We start from the raw sequence: 21,590 nt of genomic DNA, 5'->3' as shown, positions 1-21,590 counted from the left end.
CTGAATCATGGCGCGCAAGGGCATTATTCTGGCCGGCGGGTCCGGCACGCGGCTTTACCCGATCACGCACGCGGTGTCGAAGCAGCTTCTGCCGGTCTACGACAAGCCGATGATCTACTACCCGCTGTCGACGCTGATGATCGCCGGCATCCGCGATGTGCTTATCATCTCGACACCGCAAGACACGCCGCGCTTCGAGTCGATGCTCGGCGACGGCAGCCAGTGGGGCATGAACATTCAGTACGCGGTGCAGCCGTCGCCGGACGGGCTTGCGCAGGCGTTCATCATCGGGCGGGAATTCGTTGGCAATGATCCGTCGGCGTTGATTCTCGGCGACAACATCTTCTACGGACACGATCTCGTCAAGCAGTTGGACGCGGCCAGTGCCCGTACCGATGGCGCAACGGTGTTCGCCTATCACGTGCAGGATCCCGAGCGTTATGGCGTGGTCGAGTTCGATCAGCAATTCAGAGCGCTGTCGATCGAAGAAAAGCCCGCGAAGCCCCGCTCGAACTACGCGGTGACGGGTCTTTACTTCTACGACAATCAGGTGTGCGACATCGCGGCGGATATCAAACCGTCCCCGCGCGGCGAACTCGAAATTACGGATGTGAACTCTCGCTATCTGGCGGAGAAGCGGCTCAATGTCGAAATCATGGGGCGTGGCTATGCGTGGCTCGACACCGGTACGCACGATTCGCTGATCGACGCGGCCACGTTCATCGCGACGTTGCAGAAGCGTCAGGGGCTGGTGGTGGCGTGTCCCGAGGAAATCGCGTATCGCAAGAAGTGGATCGGCGACGAGCAACTGCTTGAGCTCGCGAAGCCGCTTTCGAAGAACGCCTACGGTCAATATCTGCTCAATCTTCCGAAGGACCAAGTCGCATGGCCATCCAAGTAACCGCTACGGCGCTGCCCGAAGTCAAGATCATCGAGCCGAAGGTGTTCGGCGATGCGCGCGGGTATTTCTATGAAAGCTTCAACGCTCGCGAGTTTGCCGAGCACGTCGAGGCGGGCGTCGAATTCGTGCAGGACAACCACTCGCGCTCGGCGAAGGGCGTGCTGCGCGGTCTGCATTATCAGATTCAGCACGCGCAGGGCAAACTCGTGCGCGTGGTGGAAGGCGAAGTGTTCGATGTCGCCGTCGACGTCCGCAAGAGTTCGCCGAACTTTGGCAAGTGGGTGGGCGTGAATCTGTCGGCGGAGAATCATCGGCAATTGTGGGTGCCGCCGGGGTTTGCGCACGGTTTCGTCGTGCTGTCGGATGCGGCGCAGTTCCTCTACAAGACGACGGACTACTGGTTTCCCGAGTTCGAACGCAGCATCGTGTGGAACGACAAGGAGATCGGCATCGAATGGCCGATCGATTTCGAGCCGATGCTCGCGGCGAAGGACGCGGCGGGGAAGAAGCTGTCGGAAGCCGAAGTATTCGCGTGAGGCGCGCATGACGATGGAACGCAACATTCTTGTCACAGGCGTCAACGGCCAGGTTGGGTTCGAACTGGCGCGTTCGCTACAGGGGCTGGGACGGGTGGTCGCGCTGGATCGGCAGCAGTTCGATCTGTCCGATCTCGATCAGATTCGCCGGGTGATCCGCGAGTCGAAGCCGGCCTTGATCGTGAATCCGGCCGCGTACACAGCGGTGGATCAGGCGGAACAGGAAGTGGACCTCGCCATGCGGATCAATGGCGAAGCGCCCGGTGTCATCGCCGAGGAAGCGCGCAGCCTTGGTGCGGCACTTGTGCATTTCTCGACCGATTACGTTTTCGACGGTACCAAAGCCGGCGCATACGTCGAAACCGACGCGACGAATCCTCAGAATGTGTATGGCTCGAGCAAGCTCGCCGGCGAACAGGCGATCGCTCAGGTCGGCTGCGCATCGCTGGTGCTGCGCACGAGCTGGGTCTACGGCCTGCGCGGCAAGAACTTCTTGCTGACTATGCTCCGCCTTGCAGCGGACAAACCGTCCCTGCGCATCGTGGGCGATCAGCATGGCGCGCCCACCTGGAGCAAGACAATAGCAACGCTCGTCGCGCACATCGCGGCGCAAGGCGGGATCGAGGGGAATGACTGGTGGCGCGCCAAGTCGGGCGTGTATCACTTGTGCGCGGGAGGATCGACGACGTGGGCTGACTTTGCACGCGCGATTTTCGATACGTCCGCACTCGAAAAGAAGCCCTCTGTCGAGCCGATTCCCGCAAGCGAGTACCCTACGCCGGCGAAACGGCCCGCCAACTCCCGTATGTCGTGTGGCAAGCTGGAAGCCGCGTTCGGGTTAAAGGTTCCGCAATGGGACGACGCCTTGCGGCTCTGTCTCGCGGAGCGTTGATGCCGCGAGTTCGAAGGGCGCACTGCACATGTACGGTGCGGTGCGCCCGGTTCACTGATACTTGCCGGTTATGCCGCGCAACCCGTCACGAATGCCTCGCGTCATCATGACGAAGTCTTCCCGGCGGCGTTTGGACATCGTGCTGAAAATCAGGAACTTGATGCCGAGCCGCGTCATTTCGCTGATTTTCCACGCGAGCGAAATATATGGACGTCGGCACAGCAGCACGGCGTTGCGATAGTAGTAGTAGCGGCGCACCGGCTTATGCACGGCAAGCCGGAAACCTGCAACGTCCAGCGCCTCTTCGCCGATGCGGTGTTCCATACGCACGTCGAACGCGCCGTAACTCTGAAAGCCGGCCGCCCGAGCGCGCAGTCCCCATTCAATGTCGACGTAATCAATGAAGAGCGATTCGTCCATGTTGCCGATCTCCTTCAGCGCATCGAGCGACAGGAGCGCCCCGGAGGAGATCAGATAATCGGCGGTCGTCCACGTGCCGTTGCCGGGATCGCGTTTGCGTCTTGGAATGCCGAGCTTGAATTCGATGAACGGCAGAAAGATGCCGCGATTGTGTTCAAAGAAATATGGGCCGATTTGCGCGACCGGCCCCCGCTGTGAGAGACGGTCATGATGCTGTTCGAGGGATTCGATCATCCGGTCCGAAGGCGCGCTGTCCTGATCGAAGATGGCGCAGAAGTCGAGGTCGGCTTCGGCTTCTGCGGCGACCAGCCCGCGGTTCAGCGCGGCGGCGATGCCTTCGTTGCTCGTCATGCGGATGACGCGGCAATCGGTCGAAGGAAGCTGGTGCTGCCAATGCTCGATATTCGTCGATGCATTGTCAACGATATATATCGTTCGTACCTGCGGGGAGAGCGACTGAATCAGTCGGGCCAGCGCTTCGGGCTCGGGCTCATATGTGACAATGACGGCGGCAGTGCGGCGAGACAAGTGACTAGATCCGAGTGAATAGTTCGGCCTAAGGGTAATCGAACAGACAGTTGCCGGTCAATGAAACGGATTCGGCGCTCGAGCGCGATCATCTGGAACAACATGAAAAATCGTAAATATCGGGTCTTGCTACTCGACACCAAGTTTCGTAACCCCAATCACTATATTTGCATTGCACTGCGCGAGGCGCTTGCGCGCTCGGGCCAAGTCGAATTCGTGATCAAAGCGGATGCGCTGGATGCGATCGAACTGGCTTATCGCAATCAGTGTGATCTCTTCATCGCATTCGATGGAGAAGAACTCGACGCCGTCTTGTGCAACCGGCTCGCACACGCGTGCGGACGGTCGATTCTCTGGGTGACCGAAGATCCCTACGAAATCTCGATCAACAAGCGCAATGCCGCAATCTTCGACCTTGTTTTCACCAACGATTCCTCGAGTGTCGCCGAATATGGTTCGAAGGGACGTCATCTGCCGCTCGCGGGCGCCATCGAATTTCACAGTCTTCCGGTGCTTCCCGCTGAGAAGCCGTTGCGTTACGACCTTTTTTTCGCGGGCACGGCGTGGCCCAACCGCACTGCGTTCGTTCGTTCGATACTCGGCGATATGCCTGCCGAGTGGCGCTTCAAGCTCGCGCTGCCGGTTAATGAGCATTTGCCGCCGCGCAACGTCGATCTGCCAGAGAGCCTGATCACATGGCGCACTTCGCCGCCGGACTTCGGGCGCTTCGTCAACCGTTCCGCAATCACCATCTTGCTGCCGCGCGTGTTTTCGGCGTCGGGTAACAAGGAGTTCGCGGAAACGCCGCCGCCGCGCTTGTTCGAAGCGGCGCTTGCGGGCGGCGTGCAACTGGTTCAGGAATCGCTCGCGGAGGCTGCGCAGGCGTTCGAGCCGGGCCGTGAGATCGTGCTCTTCTCCGATGCGAAGGACTTCCTTAGCAAGGCATCGGATGTCATCAACGATCGCGGCTATCGCGACCAGATCGCGAGCGCGGCCCGAGAACGCGCATTGCGCGATCACACCTACGACCGCCGCGTGGCAACGATGCTGGAGGAAGCCGCCAGCCTTCCGTCGCGGCCGCTTGCCCATGATACGCCCGCGTTGCCAGTCGAATCGAAGGTGGCACGCAAGACGCTTCTGTTCGTCAGTCACAACTACGTGGCGCGGGGCGATTTCGGTGGCGTTGAGATCTATCTGGACCGCTTGCGCACGCAACTCGGCGACGACTTCGACATCCTGTTCTTTGTTCGCGGAGACGCGGGCGAGCATTGGGACGCACTCCTGCTCGACCACAACTACGAGCTGCTCAAGCGCTACACGTTCGCAGAGCCGTACGCGGTGCAAATGCTGTCGTCGCCGGAACGGGAAAAGGCTTTCCGTGCGATGCTCATCGAACGCAAGGTCGACTTCGTCCACTTCCAGCATTTCATCGGGCATCCACCTTCGCTCGTGCATGTCGCACGTTCGCTCGGCATTCCGACCGCGATGACGATTCATGATTATTTGCCCGTTTGTAACGAGTATCAGTTGATCTCGTTCAAGGGCGAATTCTGCGGCGCACCCGACGTTTCGCTGGCGCAGTGCGACCTGTGCCTGTGGAAGAAGCGCCAGATTCTGCCCGGATCGCAAGCGGCGCGGCGCGCGTTCTGGAACGGCGTGCTCGAAGCGTCGGATCTCATCTTCTTCAACACGGAAGGCGGGCGTAATCTGGTTCGCACCATTTACCCTGCGGTGCGTCAGCATGCCGGCGTTCATGTACTGCCGGTACCTATTCTCGACGACGACACGGTCAGTTCGCGCTCGTCGCGAACAGTGAAGCAAGCCGGCAAGCCGCTGAAAGTGGCGCTGCTCGGCAACGTGACGGTGGGAAAGGGCGGTGACCTGTTCGCCCCCGCTGCGGCAGCATTAGCGACCGCGCATGTGGAATTCCATGTATTCGGCCGCCTCGACGACGACTACGCTTATCTGGCCGACAAGGCAAGATTTCCGAACGTCTTCGTGCACGGTACCTATTCCGCGAATCAGCTTCCCGCCGAACTGCTCCAATGCGATGTGTCGGTGCATGTGTCCATCTGGCCAGAGACGTACTGTCTGACCTTGTCCGAGGCGTGGCAGAACGGCATCGTGCCGATCGTCTCCGATATCGGCGCACTCGGCGAGCGAGTGAGGAATCGCGTCAATGGGATGAAGATTCGTGTCGGTGCGGAAGGCGATCTCATCAATGCCATCCGGCTGCTCGCGGAAGATCGAGTGCGGCTGGCTGGCCTGAAGGCGAACATAGACGCGCAACAGCCAGGTGTTCTTTATCCGACGCTCACGCCCCATGTTGCCGCGCTGAAGGAGCACTACCAGCGGCATCTCCGCAATCTGTCGCATTCCGCTCGGTCTTCCGCCGATGTACGCGCGGAAGGCATCGCCGAGCTCGGGATCGTGTTGCAATCGACATCATGGTTTCAGAGCGGAGCCGCTCCTCGACTGCCTGCGACCCAGGCGTCGTCGTTGCAGTCCATCGCGTCGGCCGTCATGCCCAAGCAGATCATGAACGAGCTTCGGCGCTCGAAGCTGCGCAACGTACACGCCTATTACGCAACGCATGGCTTCAAGAATACGGCGAAGCTCCTGGCAAAACATGCAAAAAGGATCTTATGGACACGATAGAACGTGTGCTGGTATGCAGCGCTTCGCCTGATTCGATCAACAACAACGCGCAATTGCGTGGCTACGTCGCGGAAGGTTTCAGTGAACTGATGGGCGCGGCGGCCGTTCGCGTGACGTCGCTCGAAGCCGCCGAATTCTGTGCGGAAGAATTCGCACCGCAACTCGTGCTTGTGTTCGGATCGTGCATGCCTGCGGTAAGCGTCTATCACGGACTGAAAAACTATTGTCTGCGCACCGGGGCCTGCCTCGCGTTCTGGCTGCACGACGATCCTTACGAGTTCGACTTCAATTACAAGATTCTGCACATCGCGGACGTCATCTTCTCGAACGACCGCTGGGCCGTCACGCACTATCAGCATCCACGCGTTTATCACGTACCGTTGGGTGCGAGCAGGAGCGATCACTATCGCGCGCCGCGTCCGTTGAAGGATCGCGACGTCTTCTTCTGCGGCGTCGGCTTCCCGAACCGCGTGGGACTGCTGCGCGACTGCGCACCGGCCTTGGCGGGCGTGAACGTCGAAGTGCTCGGCGCCGAGTGGCCGGCGGAGATCACGTTCGCGCGCAACGAGCGCGTAGAAAATCGCCTGTTGCCCGACTATTACGCGAGCTCGGTCATCACGCTGAATATCGGCCGACGTTTCGATCTCGCCAATGCGCGCTTCAGTCTCGATGCGCCGACGCCCGGACCGCGCACCTTCGAAGCGGCGATGGCGGGCACAGTGCAATGCATGTTCGTCGAAGGTCTGGAAATCTACGACTATTTCGATCCGGATGCCGGCGAAATCCTGCTTTTCGATTCGCCCACGGAATTGCGTCGACACGTGGAAATGCTTCGCGATGATCCCGGCAAAGCCGCTTCGATCGCAGGCGCGGCGCAGCGGCGCGCGCTCGCCGATCACACCTACGCGCGCCGCGCCGAGCGCATTCTCGCGCTCATTGCGCAGCACGCGGCGAGCGTATGAGCGAGGCGGGCGCAACGCGCGCGATCGTCGCCGTCGTGGTGACGATGGACCCCGATCCCCGCACTTTCGAAGCCTTGCTCGCGGCGACGCGGCCCCAGGTCGACGCCATCATCGTGATCGACAACGGCTCCCGCGCCGATTTGCTTCGGCAAATCACGAGCTTGTGCGACGGACGGGCGATGCTGCACGCCCTCCCGAACAATGTCGGCGTCGCGGCAGCGCAGAATCGCGGCATCGGATTGGCCAAGTCGCTGAATGCGACCGACGTGCTGCTGCTCGATCACGACAGCGTGCCCGACAAGCGAATGGTCACCGAACTTGGCATGGCGGCCGACACGCTGGCCCGTTCCGGGATCGCGGTTGGTGCGGTTGGACCTGCGATCGTCGACAGGCAATCGGGAATGGCCGCGCCGCTGCCGCAAATCATCGAAGACGCCGTGCGGTTCGTCCCTATGCCATCCCAACCGGCGCCGTGCGAATATCTGATCGCGTCCGGAACGCTTGTCTCCGTCGCGGCCTTCGACGCCGTGGGACCGCTGAATGAAGCGTATTTCGTGGATCAGGTCGATATCGAATGGTGTCTGCGTGCAAAGCGGGCTGGCTTTGCGTTCTGGTGCGTGCCGCAGGCGCGTCTGGAGCACGCTATCGGCGATGAAACCGTTTCTTTCTGGTTTCTCGGGCAGCGTCAACTCGCCGTGCACAGCCCGCGTCGCGATTACTTCTATTTCCGGAATTCCATCCGGCTGATTCGCACCGCGGGCGTAGCTAAGCCCTGGAAGCGTTTCTGGGCGCGCAGACTCGTGAGACTTTTCGTGCTGCAATTACTGTTCGTGCCACCGAGGGGCGAGAGGGCGGGCGCAATGTGCCGAGGCATGATGGAAGCGCTTCGCGAGCCACGCTGAACGCGGCGTGCCGCTGGCGCGTCAACCCGGATCCGATGCGCCGGGCGGCGCTTTGGCGGAAACGCATTCGGCTACAATAGTGGGCTAAATTTTTGCAAGCAGGTATGAACACAACCTCAATCAACCGCTTCAAGGGTCTGCGCGATCTCGGGGACGCGCTCGCCAACCCGCATCTCTGGGCGCTGCTCGCCTGGTATGACATACGGCAGCGCTATCGCCGCTCGATTCTCGGACCGTTCTGGGTCACGCTCTCCACCGGCATCATGATCGGTACGATGGGCGTGCTGTGGTCCGTGCTCTTCAAGAACGACGTAAAGTCCTTTCTGCCATTCTTTGCGATTGGCAACGTCGTGTGGACGTTCTACGCCGCACAAATCAACGAGGCGTGCACGAGTTTCACGCAGTTTGAATCGACGATCAAACAGATTCGTTTTCCGATGGGCGTGTATCTGTTGCGCATTCTGATGCGCAACCTGATCATTCTCGGGCACAACTGCGTGATCATCGTGATCGTCGTCGGCCTGCTCGGCCCGAGTCTGACGTGGCATGCGTTGTTCGCCCTCCCCGGACTACTTCTCGGCACGATCGCCATGCTGGCCATTTCGATGATTGTGAGCGTGTTTTGCACGCGCTTTCGCGACATGCCGATGATCATCCAGAACGCGACGATGGTGCTTTTCTACGTGACACCGATCATCTGGCGTCCGGAGGCGCTTGGCGAAAAGCATCAATGGGTGGCGCAGTACAATCCATTCGCGCATCTCATCGAGATTGTGCGGGCGCCTATCATCAACGGTTACTTTCCGTTGGATTCGTGGATCTGGTCGCTCGCGACCACCTTTGTACTTCTTGTGATCGGCATCGCGCTGCAAGGACGTTTCCGTGACCGCATCGCATACTGGCTGTGATTCTACGATGAGTGACTCATACATTCGCGCGCAGAACGTCGTCGTCGAATTTCCGATTTATAACGCGTCGCACCGTTCACTGCGCAAGTCGCTGATGCGCGCTACCACGGGCGGGCGCGTAGCCGCGGACGCCGCCAAGCGCGTGACGGTGCGCGCGCTGGACGACGTCTCCTTCGAGTTCCGGCCCGGTGATCGGATAGGACTTGTCGGCCACAACGGCGCAGGCAAGACCACGATGCTGCGTGTTCTCGCCGGCGTGTACCCGCCCGTCGGCGGCTCACTGGAAGTGCGCGGCCGGATCGTGTCGCTGATCGACCTCTCTCTCGGCATGGACCACGAAGCAACGGGCTACGAGAACATCTTCCTGCGCGGCATCATGATGGGCATCAAGCCCAGCGAGATCGAACGCAAGCTTGATGAGATCGCTGAGTTCAGCGAACTCGGCGAAGATTTCCTCAACATGCCCGTGCGGACGTATTCGAGCGGCATGCTGCTGCGTCTCGCCTTCGCGGTGTCGACTTCGATTCACGCCGATATCGTGCTGATGGACGAATGGCTGTCGGTCGGCGATGCCGCGTTCAACGAGAAGGCGGCCGAGCGTCTCGACAAGGTCGTGGAAAACTCGTCGATCCTCGTATTGGCTTCGCACTCGCCGAGTCTCGTCGAGAAGATGTGCAATCGCGTGCTGACCTTTCAGCACGGACGCATCGAAGAACGCTGATTCCCTTATCTCGGCTTTTCACGTCGTGACGGAGACTTCGGCCTTCCCGTCTGTCTGCGTCAGCCGTTGCTCCGCTGCATTGCCAAAGAGCGCCCGCTGAATCGCTGCGGTCTGCCGGTTCCATCCATAGACGTTTCGTGCGTGCTCGTAAGCCGCGACGCTCATGTCCGCATAGCGCTGCCGGTCATCGAGCAATTCGACCGCGCGCTCAAGCTTCGTGTGCCATTCGTGCGACCGGGAAAGCAGTCCTGTAGCGCCGTCCGAGATCGCCTGCCGGAACGCATAGGTCGGGCTCGCGATCGTGACCGTGCCCGTGATCGCCGCTTCGAAGAACTTGAGCTCCGATTTGCAGTTCGTGAACGGGTTGTCGAGGAGCGGGCCGATATTCAGTTCGGTGCGCGCGATCAGACGTTGCAGGTTCATGTAGTCCTGCAACGGATAGCGGTCGATCCTGTGCTTGTACGGCTTGAGAATCTCGGCGGATTCGAGCGCGCCGACGATCAGCAGCCTGAGCCGGCTGTCGTCGCGGAGCAGTCGCGCGAGCGCCGGCGCAGCAATGTCGAAATCGCGCCGATGCGTGGGCGTGCCGCTGAAGTAGCCGATATGAAACGGTTGTGAAGACTCGAAGTCACGCTCCCGCTTTTGCTCGAACATCCGCTCGGATACGGCCTGTTGATCACGATTGAGGAAATTAGGGACGGTGCTGACAGGGAGCGACGGCGCGAATGCGCGAATGCGATCGCCGAGAAACGCGTTCGTCACGATGGCGCCGTCGCACATCTTGAGCAGCGTGCCCTGGCGCGCAATCGACGCGAACCAGCCGTTGAGCGCCGATTCGTTGTTCGCGTCCTGATCGAGCGAACTGAGAATGAGATGAACGTAATCGGTATCGAAGACGAGATCGTCGACGTCGAAGAGCACGCGCACGCCGCGTCGCCGCGCGCGGTCGATCAATTCGCCGATGGACGGCGAAAAATGCGTCCGGCAGAAGACGAGCGCATCGACGCGGTCGACGATGCGCGCCATACGCGGCATGTCTTCGCGAAAGAACCACGACGCGGAAACGCCTGCAACCGTATCGGCTTCGAGCGCCTGAGACATGTTGAAGACGCGATAGCGGAAGGTGGTGCTATCGGGCTTCTCATAGAAATAGGCGACGCGGCGGGGACGCTTCATCAAGGCTTCGTAGCGCTGCTCGAAGTTCAGTTCCCATGGGTGCGCATAGTGCAGCGGATTTTCGAACACGGAATTAAACATTGGGCGATGCTCCCGTGGAAAACATTGCGACTGCTTCCAGGCTCGCGAGGGCGGACGAAAACGTCGATTCCCAGTTCACCGGGCGCGCTGCGCTTTCGGGCGTGCGCCCGCGCTGCGCGGCTTCACGAATCGCGGACTTCAGGCTCGCGACAGCCGGATCAACGCACAGCAGGTTCGGCGCATAGCGTTCCAGCGAAGTCTTGACGCCATATCGATTCGACACGACGTGCGCGCCCCCACTGGCGAGGTCCAATGTCGCGTAGCCGGGATGCGGTGATTCCACCAGACACAGCCCGACGTCCGCGCTATGGATAACTCGCGTCAGATCGTCGCGTGCGACGGCGGAAGGTGTGATTTCATGAAGATGCGGATGGACGCAGCCGGGCAGTTCCAGCGGCGTGAGGCCCGCGCCGATGAAATGCACTTCCCATTCCTGCGGACTCAGAACGCCGTCCTCGAGACATGCCCCGATCGCTTCGAGTCCGCGCCAGTAAAGGTGGCGCGGCTGGTCCGGCCGCGCGTAGAAGACGAAGCGGCGCTTGCCGTCCGCGACGTGCGGCGCGTCCTTGCCGGCGTTTCCACATGCGGCGGCGGGTTCGAACCAGGGCGTGCCGGCGGGGACGCTTCCATCCGCTACGAGGTGCGCGTGCAACGTCCGCGAATCGACCACCAGGCGCAGCCCCGGCGTGGCGATCGTTTCCGCACAGCGCAATTGCTCCTCGCCGTTGGCATAGAGCGCGCGCTCGTCTTCCTGAACCAGATAAACGATGCGGCGCGGGTCGATGACCTGAATCGCGGCATGCGCATTCCACCAGTTCGCCACGATGAAGATATCGTCCGGGCCGGCGGCGATCGCGGGGCCATCCTTCACCCCTGAGAACACGAAGTCGATATTGCCGTCCCACGCGATGCCGTGATGCCTGAACAGCGTATCGACGCTGCCGGCGTCGATGGCTGCGAGCCGCGTGACGATGCGCAATCCCGCGCCGAGGCGTTTCGCCAGCGTGACGGCAAGGGCCAGTCCTGCGCGCGGATCTTCGATGAGCGGGCCGCCGTCCACTCGATCGACGACGAGCGTCACATGCCGTTCCTGTCCCGCGACGCGGAAAACCCTCAGCGGTGCGATCGGCGAGAACCGTTGCGAAAGAAGCGAGTGCAGTTCGGGATCCGGCGGCTCGGGCTTCCAGTTGCGCGCCGGCGCGGGAAACGCGGGCTCGATCGGTTCGATCGCCGGCTCCGTGTTCTTGTCATCGAGCGCGCGTATCGCACGGCCTTCGGCACGGCCGAACTTCTCGTAGTGGACGAGTGGGTTGATGCCATGCGCGGCGACATCGGGGTTTTGTTTCAGATACCACTGCGCATCGAAGAGCGGACTTGGGTGATGACGTTCTGTGGTGCCGGCGGTCGCATAGTGATGCGCTGCTTTCTTTCTCGATTCGCCTGCTCCAGGATACTGCTGTACGTACCACTGCTCGTCGAAGAGCGGCGAAGCGGCGATGAGCCTCGCGTTTTCTTCGACGCGCGCGCGCCTGCGCAGGCCGAGCGGTAACTGTTTTGCGATGCCGACCCCACGTGCGCGCAAGGCGGCGCCGAGATTCCGCCGCCCCCCGTGAGGCGCCAGAGCGAGCACGGAGCGAAGCGGGCGGGTAGCCCGCCAGATCGTACTGGATTCGATACCGCGCAGCGCGCTTTCGGATGCCGCAGCGCGACCTTGCGCATCGTCGATGGCTTGCTCCATTGCCGCTTCGAGATCCGCGCGAGCTTCTTCCACCGCCAAGATCCGCGCGCGCGCCTTGCGCAGTTCCTGCTCGAGGGCGACGCGTTGCTGGGCGTCCCGCTCGGCGAGCGATGTGGCATCGTTCAATGCGCTTTCGGTTTGCTGCAGGCGTTGGTGGATCGCGTCGATCTCGCCTGTATCGGAACGCTGGCGCTCCGCGTTCGCGCGCCAGTGTTCGCGCTGTTCCGCCTCCCAGCGCTCGCCGAGAACGGCGAAGCGACTCCGGAGATTCGCCACCCGGACCGCGTCCAGTTGACAAAGGGCACGCACCGAAGGCGGAGTGGCGCCGCCCGTCAGGAGCACGCCGAGTCCATGACCGTGCAAAAATTCGAACGAGGGATAGGAATCGCGTAACTCCGACCAAAGACGCCACACGCCGAAGTCGGATTGTCTTTCATTGGTGTCGTGAAAAAGCACGACCGACCGCGCGCTGAGCTTGGGCCGCCACTGCTCGAAGTCGTGCCGGACGGCGTCGTATGTGTGGCAACCGTCAATGTGCAGGAGATCGATCGACGCATCGGCAAATTGGCTCACGGCTTCATCGAAGGTAGAACGAAGCAGCGTCGAGAATGTTGCGAAACGGCGTTGATGGTAGGCCCGAAGCTCGTCGAAGACCTGTTCGCCGTATATGCCCGCATGGGGATCGCCACGCCAGGTGTCGACTGCATAGCATTGCGTGTTCAACTGCACCTTTTCGACGGCGGCGCAGAATGCCGAGTAAGAGACGCCGCTGTGCGTGCCCAATTCAACGATCGAGTTCGGCCGCAGCGCTGCAACAAGCCAATGTGCGAATGGAATGTGTCCGCACCAGGCGCTGAGCGCGTCGATTCGATCGGCACGCCAGAAAAGTGGGTCCAAGGCGGCGCTGCACAGAACGGCAAGGTCTTCGGTACCTTGCATTGCGGCAATATGTGGGTCGATTTGGTTCTGCATGCAGTGAAAAAGAATTTGCATTGGAGAGTTTGGCTGCATCAGTATACCCAGCTACGGCCAGGGGTTCGTGGCTTCGCGCGACGGGCTTGCTACGGCGACGCATGCCACGGACCTCCGCGGCAATTCATGGACGGATACCCGCTCGTTCTGCCAACGAAGTCAGGCGCAGAATTCAGGAGATAGGTTCGAGGAGTCGCCGATGGATCGCAGAGAGTCGATTTTGAAGTACATCTCTAAATCTCAGGCTGGTATAGAAATCGGGCCTTGGTTCAGCCCGATCGCACCGAAACGAGACGGCTACCAATGCCTTGTTCTGGACGTGTTCGATACGGCCACCCTGCGTGAGCGCGCATCGAAAGATCCCAACGTCCATCAGTCGTTAATCGCGAATATCGAGGAGGTGGACCTGATCGGGTCATCGACGAAGATCGGCGAACTTATTGGCGCGCGCGGGCAGAGGAATGCGTTCGACTATATCGTCTCGTCGCATAACTTCGAACATTTACCGAACCCGATACGTTTTTTGCGCGGCTGCGCGGAAGCGCTCAAACCAGAGGGAATGCTTTCGATGGCGATTCCAGATCGCCGTGGGTGCTTCGATTATCTGAGGCCGGTAACGAGGTTGTCGGAATGGATTCAGGCGTTCATCGATGAGCGGGAAAGACCGACGCCTGCACAGAACTTCGATTCCCGAGAAGCATTTGCTCATATCAATGACGGCGCGAAGACGAGCTTTGCCTTTGTGCGAGCTACTCCGCCGGCAACAGTCGAAGCGGATCTGGATCTCGAGCGACTCTACGCGGACTGGCAGCTTCGCTCGAGTAACGGTGACGAGAATTACTACGACGCGCATTGCTCCGTTTTCACCCCTGCATCGTTCGAATTGCTGATCCGCGACGTCGGCTTTCTGAGGCTGGCGCCATTCGATGTGGTCGAAATCGTGGATGCCGGATGTGAGTTCCACGCTCATCTGCGGCTGTGCGAACCGGGACACGGTGCTAATCCAGCCGATTACAGGCATGTGAGAAACGAACTGCTTCATCGGATTCAGGATGAAGCGGCGGAGACGAGCCACGCTTGGCAGTCGCAGAAAATGGAATCAGAGATCGAGCGCGTGCTCTCGAATGACACGATCGAAGCTGCACATGCACGGATTCGTGAACTTGAGCAGTCGATCTACGTGTTGCGCCGGTCGACTACCTGGAGAGCGACCGAACCGCTTAGACGTGGCGTTTCGATGTTGCGCGCATTGCGTGGCAAAGAACGTTAGATGAGGCGGCAATGACGGCTGCGCTGATCGGCGATCAGACCTGCTACCTCAAAGGCGTACAGATAAGTTCAAGTTGGATGTTCCTTTAAAGCCACAGCGCTCTAGTGCGCTATGGCGAATAATCACCATCCCTTCGGATAGGCACGTTTCGAACTGGTAAGATCCGCTCCTCGATCTCACCGTCACTGCACGGCGATACGAACCAGGTCGTTTTTGCCGATATCGCGGGTAATCCACGTGCCACATCGTCGTGAAAACTGAAAGGAAGGGATGTTTTGAATTACGATTCGCGCAGCGAAGTCACGGTCGCCGATGCGGTGAGCCAAGGATGGGCCTACCGAAGTTCCACGAGTCGCGTTATCCCTAATATTCTAGGGGCGATTTCTCCGCGCGTACGGGCGCGCGAGTGGATGCCCGTACGGCAGGACAAGCCGCTTTCCATCGATCATTTGCGCAGTCTGGTCACGGACGCCCTTCGGTCGAACCATTCCGGTCTGGCCGTCGTCTTTAGCCACGACCACTATCTCACCATCTCCGGCGGCGTTCAGAACGTCGTCGGGGACGAGCAGCGCGCGTTGATGGCCGATGGATGGGCGTTTTTGCATGTCTGCCCAAATCAACCTTTGCCTTTGCTTGCACCGCCGGCGAAAGCGGAAGACTTTCTGCTGGTCATGTCGCTGAACGGGATCACCTGCGGCGTGATCCGCATCGCGGATCTGATCGCCGTCGCCGATGAACTGGCGCGCCAGGGGACGCGCATTCAGCCGATCGTCCATCATCTGCTCGGATTCGCGCCGGAACTGGTTTGCGCGCTCGTCACGGCAAGCAAGGAAGAACCGCTCGTCTGGATCCACGATCTCTTCACACTCTGTCCGAGCGTGCACTTGCTGCGCAACGAGACGCGCTTCTGCAAGGCGCCGCCGAACCGCTCGGCAGTATGCGGCGTTTGCAATAGTGGAACTGAGCGCAGCGAACATGTCGAGCGCATGAAGGCGTTTTTCGACGATGCAAAGCCTGTCATTGCCGCGCCGTCGCGCACCATCCTCCAATTCTGGCAAGAAAAGGGCGGTTATACGCACAGCCGCGCGGTCGTGATCTCGCCTAGCCGGATCGAGTTCGATGGTATGCGCCCGCCTCGGCCATCGAATCGTCCGCTGCGTGTCGCCTTTATCGGCACGCCGATCTATCACAAGGGCTGGGACGTGTACGAAGCCTTGTGCCGCTGGCATCACAAGGATGAGCGCTACGACTTTCATCACTTGGGCAGCCGGAACATGAGCGTGCCCGGTGTGACTTTCCGGGAGGTGACGGTCACGCCCGAGGATCGCACCGCAATGGCGCGGGCCGTGCGCAATAGTGAGATCGACGCAGTCATCAACTGGTCCGCATGTTTCGAGAGTTTCTCCTTCACAACGCAGGAATCCATCGCGGCAGGTGCGTTCATCATCGCTCGCGAGGGATCCGGAAACGTATGGCCGATGGTTCGCGAGACGCCGGAAGCGCGCGGCCGCTCGCTCGGCGAGGAGGTCGAACTGCAGGCGGCGTTTGCGAGCGGCGATGTCATCCAATGGGTGGACGAGGCCGTGCGCCGATACGGAAGCATCGAGCTTAACGCTTATTCCTCGGAACTCGTGTCGACGGAGCGCCGCGCATGAAGATTCATTGCTATACCAGCATTTCATATAGCTATCTCGACAGGGCTCGCGTGCTTGCCGAAACTGTCCGGCGCTTTCATCCCGACTGGACGCTCTGGTTGCTCATGTCCGACGAGAAGCCGGAGGGGTTCGAGTTCGATATCTCCGAAGAAATCTTCGACCATATCGTGACGGTTGCGGAGCTCGGAATCGACAACTGGAAGCAATGGGCCTTCGGTCACGATGTCGTGGAACTGTGCACGGCGGTCAAGGGCACGATGATGGACCGCCTGCTTCATGAAGATGTCGATGGCGTTGTTTATCTCGATCCGGACACGGCATTGTTTGCGCCACTCGAACATGTGCTCGCCACGCTCGAGACGCATGCCGTCGTCTTGACGCCCCACGTCATCGCGCCGGAAGAAACGATCACGGGCGTCATGGACAATGAAATCGGGTCGCTAAAGCATGGCGTTTACAATCTTGGTTTCGTCGCGGTCCGCAATTCGGAAAGCGGCCGGGCATTCGGAAGATGGTGGCGCGACAGGTTACTGCGTTTCTGCCACGACGACGTTCCAAACGGTCTTTTCACCGATCAACGCTGGTGCGATCTCGTTCCGGCGCTCTTTGATTCGGTCAGCGTGTTGCGCGACAGTGGTTATAACGTCGCAAGCTGGAACCTGAGTACCCGGCCGATCAGTCTTCTTCCCGATGGCCGCATTCTCGCGGGCAAATCCGAGCTTCGCTTCTTCCACTTCACGAAGGTCAATTCCGTGGGCGAAGCAGTGCTCCTGCACTACTCCTACGGCCGGTCGGAGGTATTCGAATTGCTCCGCTGGTATCGCGAGCGTCTTACCGACAACGCAGCTAGCGGTTTGCCCAAGGGCTACTGGGCATACGGCGTCTATGACGACGGAACGCCGGTGCCTCGTTCGCATCGCCTTGCATGGCGAAGCCGCGGCGATTTGCACGCGGCTTTCGCGGACCCGTTTTCCACGGAAAAGGGTGGTTACAAGAAATGGTGTCTGGATCAAGGCATCAACTGATTGAACGGGTTGACGCGGCGCGCGCGCCGTCATTCGCCTAGAGATGAAATCTGGAGAAATTGGCTGATGCCGAAGACTGTGACGCGGTATGGCGTGCTCGAAACGCTCGATCCGAACAAGGACTTGATCTGCAAGATCCTCGCAAAATATGGTGAATGGGCACAACACGAGGTCAGGTTTGTAGCTAGTGCACTGCCCGAGAACGCGCGCATTGCCGATGTCGGCGCCTTCCTGGGTACGTTCACGCTTGGCGTCGCGCAGGTGAAGAAATTGGCGTTTGCCTGTCTGGTTGACGCTAACCCGGCTGTCGTGCCGCTGCTCCGCCAGAACGTCGATAAGAACCTCGCAATCGCACATGAAGTGATCGAGGGCGTCGTCGGCGGTTCCGGACGCGCGCCGGCCGGGTTCGTCGATCCGGCGAACGCGGGTTCATTCTCTTTGATCGCCAATCACGGTAGCCGGGTTTCCGCGCCTGCCGCGCAGCGAATGGTGAGCTTGAGCGAACTCGCGGACCAATACGGCCCCTTCGATCTCATAAAGCTCGATGCCGAGGGCATGGAGCGCGAGATCATCCAATCGTCGCTCGACTACGCCGCGTCGTCGAACGCCTCGTTCTGGATCGAATGCAACGAGACGCGCGAGTCGCTGAACCTGGTGGATCTGTTGCGGGAGCAGGGCTATCGCCTTTCGTATGTGGCATTCCCTGCCATATCGGCCAGTAACTTCAACCAATGTCAGGACATAGACTTTCCGTTCGCCTATGAAGCCGGGCTCTGGGCGACACGCGGCGCATCGCCCGTCCTCGATGCCTCGCTCGTGGAAGCCGGTTGCGTGCTCAAGGAAATCGATTCGGCGGAAGCGCTGCGCTACGCGATGTGGACGACCCCTCGCTGGGCGCCGAAAGACTGGGCTGGTCACGCCAAGGAAGAGATCGTCGCGTTGGCGGCGCATGCGCTGCTGGGCGAAAACCTCGGCGACTATCCGAGGGACTTTTCCCATGAGCAAGCTGGGCAAAAGTGGATGCCGGTTATCTTTCAGGAGCGGATCGAAGAACTGAGTGCCGCGTTGGAGCAGGCCACTCATCAGGTGCGTGCGAGCGAGATCGTGCTGTTCAACGAGCGTGAGCGGGCGAAGTATGCGATCCGCAGGCTCGAGGACGAATTGAGGGTGCTTTACGAGGAACAAGCTCGACAGACGGAGCAGATTCAGCAACTCAACGAGAATTTGCAGCAGACATCCGAGGGGCGTCAAAGGAGCGAGCAGCAGGCTCAAAGGAGTGAACAGCAAGCTAAGTCGGCGACCGTCAGTCTACAGGCCATCCATCAGTCCATGTCGTGGCGAATCACGCGCCCGGTGCGCGTCATTTCGCGGCTTTTGCGGGGCGATTGGTCAGAGCTCCGGCGGCTGTGGAGCGTTCATCGCTCAGGTGGACGCTGATCGTCATAACGATACTGGGCTCGCGCGTCCAGTGGGGTCGCGCGAGTTTAATAAGCAGCCCGATAGAGACTAGCCGATGAGCGCTCTGGTTAATAAATCCGACAGGACGCAACAGGCGGACGCCACGGCGCGCGTGTCGCAAAGCGAATCGAGAGACGCGCGCTTCTCGTTTCCGATGATCGATGCCTTGCGCGGAATCGCGGCGCTTCTGGTAGTCGTCTACCATGTCGTAGAGCTTTTTCCGTGGCCCGGATATCCGGCGCATGGACCCGCTCACTGGCTCCGCTACGGCTGGATGGGCGTGGATCTTTTCTTTGTGATTTCTGGATTCGTCATTAGCTTGTCGGCATTCAAACTGCTCGATGCCGGTTCAGCGGAAAGATTTCGCCGCATCTTCGTCCGGCACCGACTCGCCAGAATCGTCCCGCTTTACTACCTGACGGCGCTGCTGTTCGTCATCTCGATGGAGCCGCAGCTTTTCTTCGAAGCGGATTCGTGGAAAAACTGGCTATCGCATCTCTTTTTCATTCATAACTTCTTTCCGAGCCTGTCGGGTTCGATAAACGGCGCGAATTGGTCGGTCGCGACCGAGATGCAGTTCTATGTATTAATACTGGCCATTGCGCCGTGGCTCTTTCGTGCGCGCGTACCGGTAATCATCGGCGTGTCGTTGGCGATCAGTTGGGCATGGCGTTGGTTCGTGTTTCGGAGCATCGACGCGAGCCAGCCGAACGGAGCATTCCTTCTCTTTTGTTACGGAACGCAGCTGCCGGGCATGCTGGATGAATTTGCCTTTGGCATTGCAGCGGCGCGCTTTCTGCGGGGGCCTCACGGCGCGGATTTGCTCGGGCGAAAGACTCGAATCACCGGCGCGTTCTATCTGGCCGCAGCCATTACGTTGGCGGGCACGGCCGTGGCGTGGGCGTTGAATCCCAGCTATGCCAATACGCTCCCTGCGTTCATCTTTTTCAGATCGGCCTTGGGTCTGAGTTGCACGATGTTGATTTTGTTCGCCTGCATTCACTCAGGCGCTGTCGCGATGCGGTTCAGTGCGCCGCTCAGATACATGGGGACCATCTCATACGGCATCTATCTGTGGCATCTGCTCGTGATTAACCCCTTGATGCGGTTCCCGTGGCTTACCGGGAGCCGCGCCATGCCCGTCGTTCTCGGGGTCACAATCTTGCTGGCGATGATTTCATGGCACTTCTTTGAGTCGCCAATTCTCGACAAATTCGTTCGCAAGAACAGAACCCGGGCGTCTACAAGCTGATGACCGCCGGCACTCGGAGCACCGACTCCTTCAGCTCGTTTGTCCGACAGTTTGAGGCATAACCTCTGTGCACTCACCGGTATTGGAATAGGCGAATACCTGCGGGCTGCTTCGGCCCAAGCTCGCCAGCTCGAGACCCAAATCCGCGCTTGCAGCGTGGGGCAGCAGCAGGAAGTGACAGTCGATGCCAACGCCCGACCAGAACACTTCTATTCGATCGTCGAAATCTCGGCGAGAGAAATCCACCGCTTCGTTCGCGAAAAGCGAAAAGCCGCGCGTTCCTGACGGATCGCTGATGATCATCGTTCCGGCGCCGAAGCTCTTGCATGGGTGGATGTGAAAGCGTGCGGTGTGCTGCACGCTTCCAAGCGCAAAAAATGTACGTTCCGGATCCGAGTCCGGCATATCGGCCAGATGAGCAAGGTGGAGGGTTTCCCGGCTCGCCCTTCCGAGTTGAGCGTTGGCCAGCATGAGCGCTCGACACAGCGTCTTCCGGTCGGTGAGCTGCGCCATTTGTCCGATGAGCGGCGCTATTTCTGTTCCTTCGAATGCACCGCGTTGCTCCATTTCGGAAAAATAGGATTCCGATGCTATGAGTGAACTGGCACGATGAATCGCCATCTCGAATAGATAATCACTATCTAGAAGCGATCTTTCGAAGCCCCGGTAATCGCGCGTCAGCATATAAATCGTATGCGTGAGTTGAAAGCCATGAAAATGCACGACATCCACGTTCGGATTGAAGCCGAAGAAAGGTCGCCAATTGACTTCCGCCGGTAGCTCCACAATAGACGTTCCGAAATATTCGTTGAACATCATCTCGTCGACCGAAGAAGGAAGCCAGTTTCCCAACGTGCTCTCGATGAAGCGAAAGAAGACCTCGCTCTGTTTTAGATAGTTGCTGGTTTGAAACAGGATGACTCCCGAATTGAAGTGCGAATTGCCATTCGTACGGCTCGTCACGCATGCGCCGACTGTTTCCACTGACGTCAGGTCTAGCTGTGGCTGCCTGAAGAAGTAAGTATCGCAGTCGGCGTACATGACATATTCGTCGCCGCACTCCAACTGCGCAATATCGTATCGCATTAACGCGCCTTCCATATGCAAAGGGAACGCCCGCGTGCTGCGGCCTTGCTCGATCTCCGCGGCCCAGCGCGACCGGCATGCCTTAACCTTTGCGCCCGCATCTCTCAGGCGCTGCATGGCGTCCTCGCTCGTGCCGCAATACAGAACCATCGGAGTGCATGACGTATTGGTCAAGACGCTCTTGATCGAAACCAGCAGCCACTGTCCGACTTCACGCGTCATGCCAATATCGTCGATGCAGAAAAACACCGTCTTCAAAGTCTTCACGTTCTCTTTCCGAAAGCTGAAACCGGCGCCGCGCCCGCGACGTAGCGACCAGTCCTTGTTTAAGGTGAATGTTGCAGGCGCTTCTCACAAACGCGGCGAAGCAGTATATCCTGCGCAGCTCCACCGATTTGATTGCCGCCTCGTGCAACTCGCCGCCCTGCATTCACAGTCTTCGTCGCAAT

17 protein-coding genes and 1 pseudogene are annotated in these 21,590 nt (G+C 59.7%); 14 read left to right on the top strand and 4 right to left on the bottom strand.

The window, feature by feature from the left end; genetic code table 11:
- Nucleotides 1-7 precede the first annotated feature (7 nt).
- The 3 genes from rfbA to rfbD are packed head-to-tail and all read left to right on the top strand — an operon-like array spanning nt 8 to nt 2,329.
- Nucleotides 8-901 carry a glucose-1-phosphate thymidylyltransferase RfbA gene (gene rfbA / locus NCS03_RS11100; RefSeq protein WP_250435059.1) on the top strand — a complete coding sequence of 298 codons (894 nt, stop codon included), beginning with the start codon at nt 8-10 and terminating at the stop codon, nt 899-901.
- A complete protein-coding gene (gene rfbC, locus NCS03_RS11095) occupies nt 886-1,437 on the top strand; it encodes a dTDP-4-dehydrorhamnose 3,5-epimerase (RefSeq protein ID WP_250440130.1) in 552 nt (183 codons plus the stop codon). Before rfbA ends, rfbC begins: the two co-directional genes overlap by 16 nt.
- Before the next feature lie 7 nt (nt 1,438-1,444).
- Entirely contained in the window at nt 1,445-2,329 is an 885-nt protein-coding gene (gene rfbD / locus NCS03_RS11090; protein ID WP_250529162.1) for a dTDP-4-dehydrorhamnose reductase, read from the top strand.
- A 51-nt stretch (nt 2,330-2,380) separates the two neighbouring features.
- Here the strand turns inward: rfbD and NCS03_RS11085 are convergent, their stop codons facing one another.
- Complete coding sequence (locus tag NCS03_RS11085; RefSeq protein ID WP_250440126.1) at nt 2,381-3,277, bottom strand: glycosyltransferase family 2 protein; 897 nt, start codon at nt 3,275-3,277, stop codon at nt 2,381-2,383.
- Nucleotides 3,278-3,337: 60 nt separating this feature from the next.
- Here NCS03_RS11085 and NCS03_RS31265 point away from each other — a divergent pair.
- The 6 genes and pseudogenes from NCS03_RS31265 to NCS03_RS11055 all read left to right on the top strand — a co-directional run.
- A pseudogene (locus NCS03_RS31265) lies at nt 3,338-4,270 on the top strand (CgeB family protein); the annotation flags it as partial.
- Nucleotides 4,271-4,285: 15 nt separating this feature from the next.
- A complete protein-coding gene (locus NCS03_RS11075) occupies nt 4,286-5,935 on the top strand; it encodes a glycosyltransferase (protein WP_250529189.1) in 1,650 nt (549 codons plus the stop codon).
- The gene (locus tag NCS03_RS11070) at nt 5,923-6,897 is read left to right on the top strand and encodes a CgeB family protein (RefSeq protein WP_250440122.1); all 975 of its coding nucleotides are present in this window, start codon (nt 5,923-5,925) and stop codon (nt 6,895-6,897) included. The genes NCS03_RS11075 and NCS03_RS11070 overlap by 13 nt, the downstream gene beginning before the upstream one ends.
- A gap of 44 nt (nt 6,898-6,941) precedes the next feature.
- Nucleotides 6,942-7,799, top strand: a complete 858-nt coding sequence (locus NCS03_RS11065; RefSeq protein ID WP_250529188.1) for a glycosyltransferase family 2 protein — start codon at nt 6,942-6,944, stop codon at nt 7,797-7,799.
- A 104-nt stretch (nt 7,800-7,903) separates the two neighbouring features.
- On the top strand, nt 7,904-8,707 hold the full coding sequence (locus NCS03_RS11060; RefSeq protein WP_250440120.1) for an ABC transporter permease: 804 nt from the start codon (nt 7,904-7,906) through the stop codon (nt 8,705-8,707).
- Nucleotides 8,708-8,714: 7 nt separating this feature from the next.
- Nucleotides 8,715-9,428: an ABC transporter ATP-binding protein gene (locus tag NCS03_RS11055; protein WP_250440118.1), complete on the top strand. Its 714-nt coding sequence runs from the start codon at nt 8,715-8,717 to the stop codon at nt 9,426-9,428.
- 18 nt (nt 9,429-9,446) lie between these two features.
- On the opposite strand, the gene NCS03_RS11050 is transcribed toward NCS03_RS11055, so the two are convergent.
- Nucleotides 9,447-10,685 carry a glycosyltransferase gene (locus NCS03_RS11050; RefSeq protein WP_250529161.1) on the bottom strand — a complete coding sequence of 413 codons (1,239 nt, stop codon included), beginning with the start codon at nt 10,683-10,685 and terminating at the stop codon, nt 9,447-9,449.
- On the bottom strand, nt 10,678-13,434 hold the full coding sequence (locus NCS03_RS11045; protein ID WP_250529160.1) for a class I SAM-dependent methyltransferase: 2,757 nt from the start codon (nt 13,432-13,434) through the stop codon (nt 10,678-10,680). Before NCS03_RS11045 ends, NCS03_RS11050 begins: the two co-directional genes overlap by 8 nt.
- A gap of 160 nt (nt 13,435-13,594) precedes the next feature.
- Here NCS03_RS11045 and NCS03_RS11040 point away from each other — a divergent pair, with 160 nt between their 5' ends.
- The 5 genes from NCS03_RS11040 (at nt 13,595) to NCS03_RS11020 (ending at nt 20,055) form a co-directional block, all read left to right on the top strand.
- On the top strand, nt 13,595-14,665 hold the full coding sequence (locus NCS03_RS11040) for a class I SAM-dependent methyltransferase (protein WP_250529159.1): 1,071 nt from the start codon (nt 13,595-13,597) through the stop codon (nt 14,663-14,665).
- 275 nt (nt 14,666-14,940) lie between these two features.
- The gene (locus tag NCS03_RS11035; RefSeq protein ID WP_250529158.1) at nt 14,941-16,320 is read left to right on the top strand and encodes a glycosyltransferase family protein; all 1,380 of its coding nucleotides are present in this window, start codon (nt 14,941-14,943) and stop codon (nt 16,318-16,320) included.
- Nucleotides 16,317-17,345, top strand: a complete 1,029-nt coding sequence (locus NCS03_RS11030; RefSeq protein ID WP_250529157.1) for a P-loop NTPase family protein — start codon at nt 16,317-16,319, stop codon at nt 17,343-17,345. Before NCS03_RS11035 ends, NCS03_RS11030 begins: the two co-directional genes overlap by 4 nt.
- A gap of 66 nt (nt 17,346-17,411) precedes the next feature.
- On the top strand, nt 17,412-18,782 hold the full coding sequence (locus NCS03_RS11025; protein WP_250529156.1) for an FkbM family methyltransferase: 1,371 nt from the start codon (nt 17,412-17,414) through the stop codon (nt 18,780-18,782).
- A 76-nt stretch (nt 18,783-18,858) separates the two neighbouring features.
- Nucleotides 18,859-20,055 (top strand): acyltransferase family protein, encoded by a 1,197-nt coding sequence (locus NCS03_RS11020; RefSeq protein ID WP_250529155.1) that lies wholly within the window; start codon nt 18,859-18,861, stop codon nt 20,053-20,055.
- A 30-nt stretch (nt 20,056-20,085) separates the two neighbouring features.
- Here the strand turns inward: NCS03_RS11020 and NCS03_RS11015 are convergent, their stop codons facing one another.
- Nucleotides 20,086-21,408, bottom strand: a complete 1,323-nt coding sequence (locus tag NCS03_RS11015) for a glycosyltransferase family protein (protein ID WP_250529154.1) — start codon at nt 21,406-21,408, stop codon at nt 20,086-20,088.
- Nucleotides 21,409-21,590: the final 182 nt, after the last annotated feature.

The organism is Caballeronia sp. ATUFL_F1_KS4A (assembly GCF_023630905.1).
GTDB classification, from domain to species: Bacteria; Pseudomonadota; Gammaproteobacteria; order Burkholderiales; family Burkholderiaceae; genus Caballeronia; species Caballeronia zhejiangensis.
Note: the sequence above shows the minus strand (reverse complement) of the source record. Positions and strands in the feature narration are given on the sequence as shown.

What these genes read in the sequence shown, in the direction of transcription:
- NCS03_RS11040 (WP_250529159.1), top strand. Translation starts at nt 13,595, where the DNA reads ATGGATCGCAGAGAGTCGATTTTGAAGTACATCTCTAAATCTCAGGCT.
- NCS03_RS11055 (WP_250440118.1), top strand. Translation starts at nt 8,715, where the DNA reads ATGAGTGACTCATACATTCGCGCGCAGAACGTCGTCGTCGAATTTCCG.
- NCS03_RS11060 (WP_250440120.1), top strand. Translation starts at nt 7,904, where the DNA reads ATGAACACAACCTCAATCAACCGCTTCAAGGGTCTGCGCGATCTCGGG.
- NCS03_RS11045 (WP_250529160.1), bottom strand. Translation starts at nt 13,434, where the DNA reads ATGCAGCCAAACTCTCCAATGCAAATTCTTTTTCACTGCATGCAGAAC.
- NCS03_RS11025 (WP_250529156.1), top strand. Translation starts at nt 17,412, where the DNA reads ATGCCGAAGACTGTGACGCGGTATGGCGTGCTCGAAACGCTCGATCCG.
- NCS03_RS11020 (WP_250529155.1), top strand. Translation starts at nt 18,859, where the DNA reads ATGAGCGCTCTGGTTAATAAATCCGACAGGACGCAACAGGCGGACGCC.
- rfbD (WP_250529162.1), top strand. Translation starts at nt 1,445, where the DNA reads ATGACGATGGAACGCAACATTCTTGTCACAGGCGTCAACGGCCAGGTT.
- NCS03_RS11065 (WP_250529188.1), top strand. Translation starts at nt 6,942, where the DNA reads ATGGACCCCGATCCCCGCACTTTCGAAGCCTTGCTCGCGGCGACGCGG.
- rfbC (WP_250440130.1), top strand. Translation starts at nt 886, where the DNA reads ATGGCCATCCAAGTAACCGCTACGGCGCTGCCCGAAGTCAAGATCATC.
- rfbA (WP_250435059.1), top strand. Translation starts at nt 8, where the DNA reads ATGGCGCGCAAGGGCATTATTCTGGCCGGCGGGTCCGGCACGCGGCTT.
- NCS03_RS11070 (WP_250440122.1), top strand. Translation starts at nt 5,923, where the DNA reads ATGGACACGATAGAACGTGTGCTGGTATGCAGCGCTTCGCCTGATTCG.
- NCS03_RS11050 (WP_250529161.1), bottom strand. Translation starts at nt 10,685, where the DNA reads ATGTTTAATTCCGTGTTCGAAAATCCGCTGCACTATGCGCACCCATGG.
- NCS03_RS11030 (WP_250529157.1), top strand. Translation starts at nt 16,317, where the DNA reads ATGAAGATTCATTGCTATACCAGCATTTCATATAGCTATCTCGACAGG.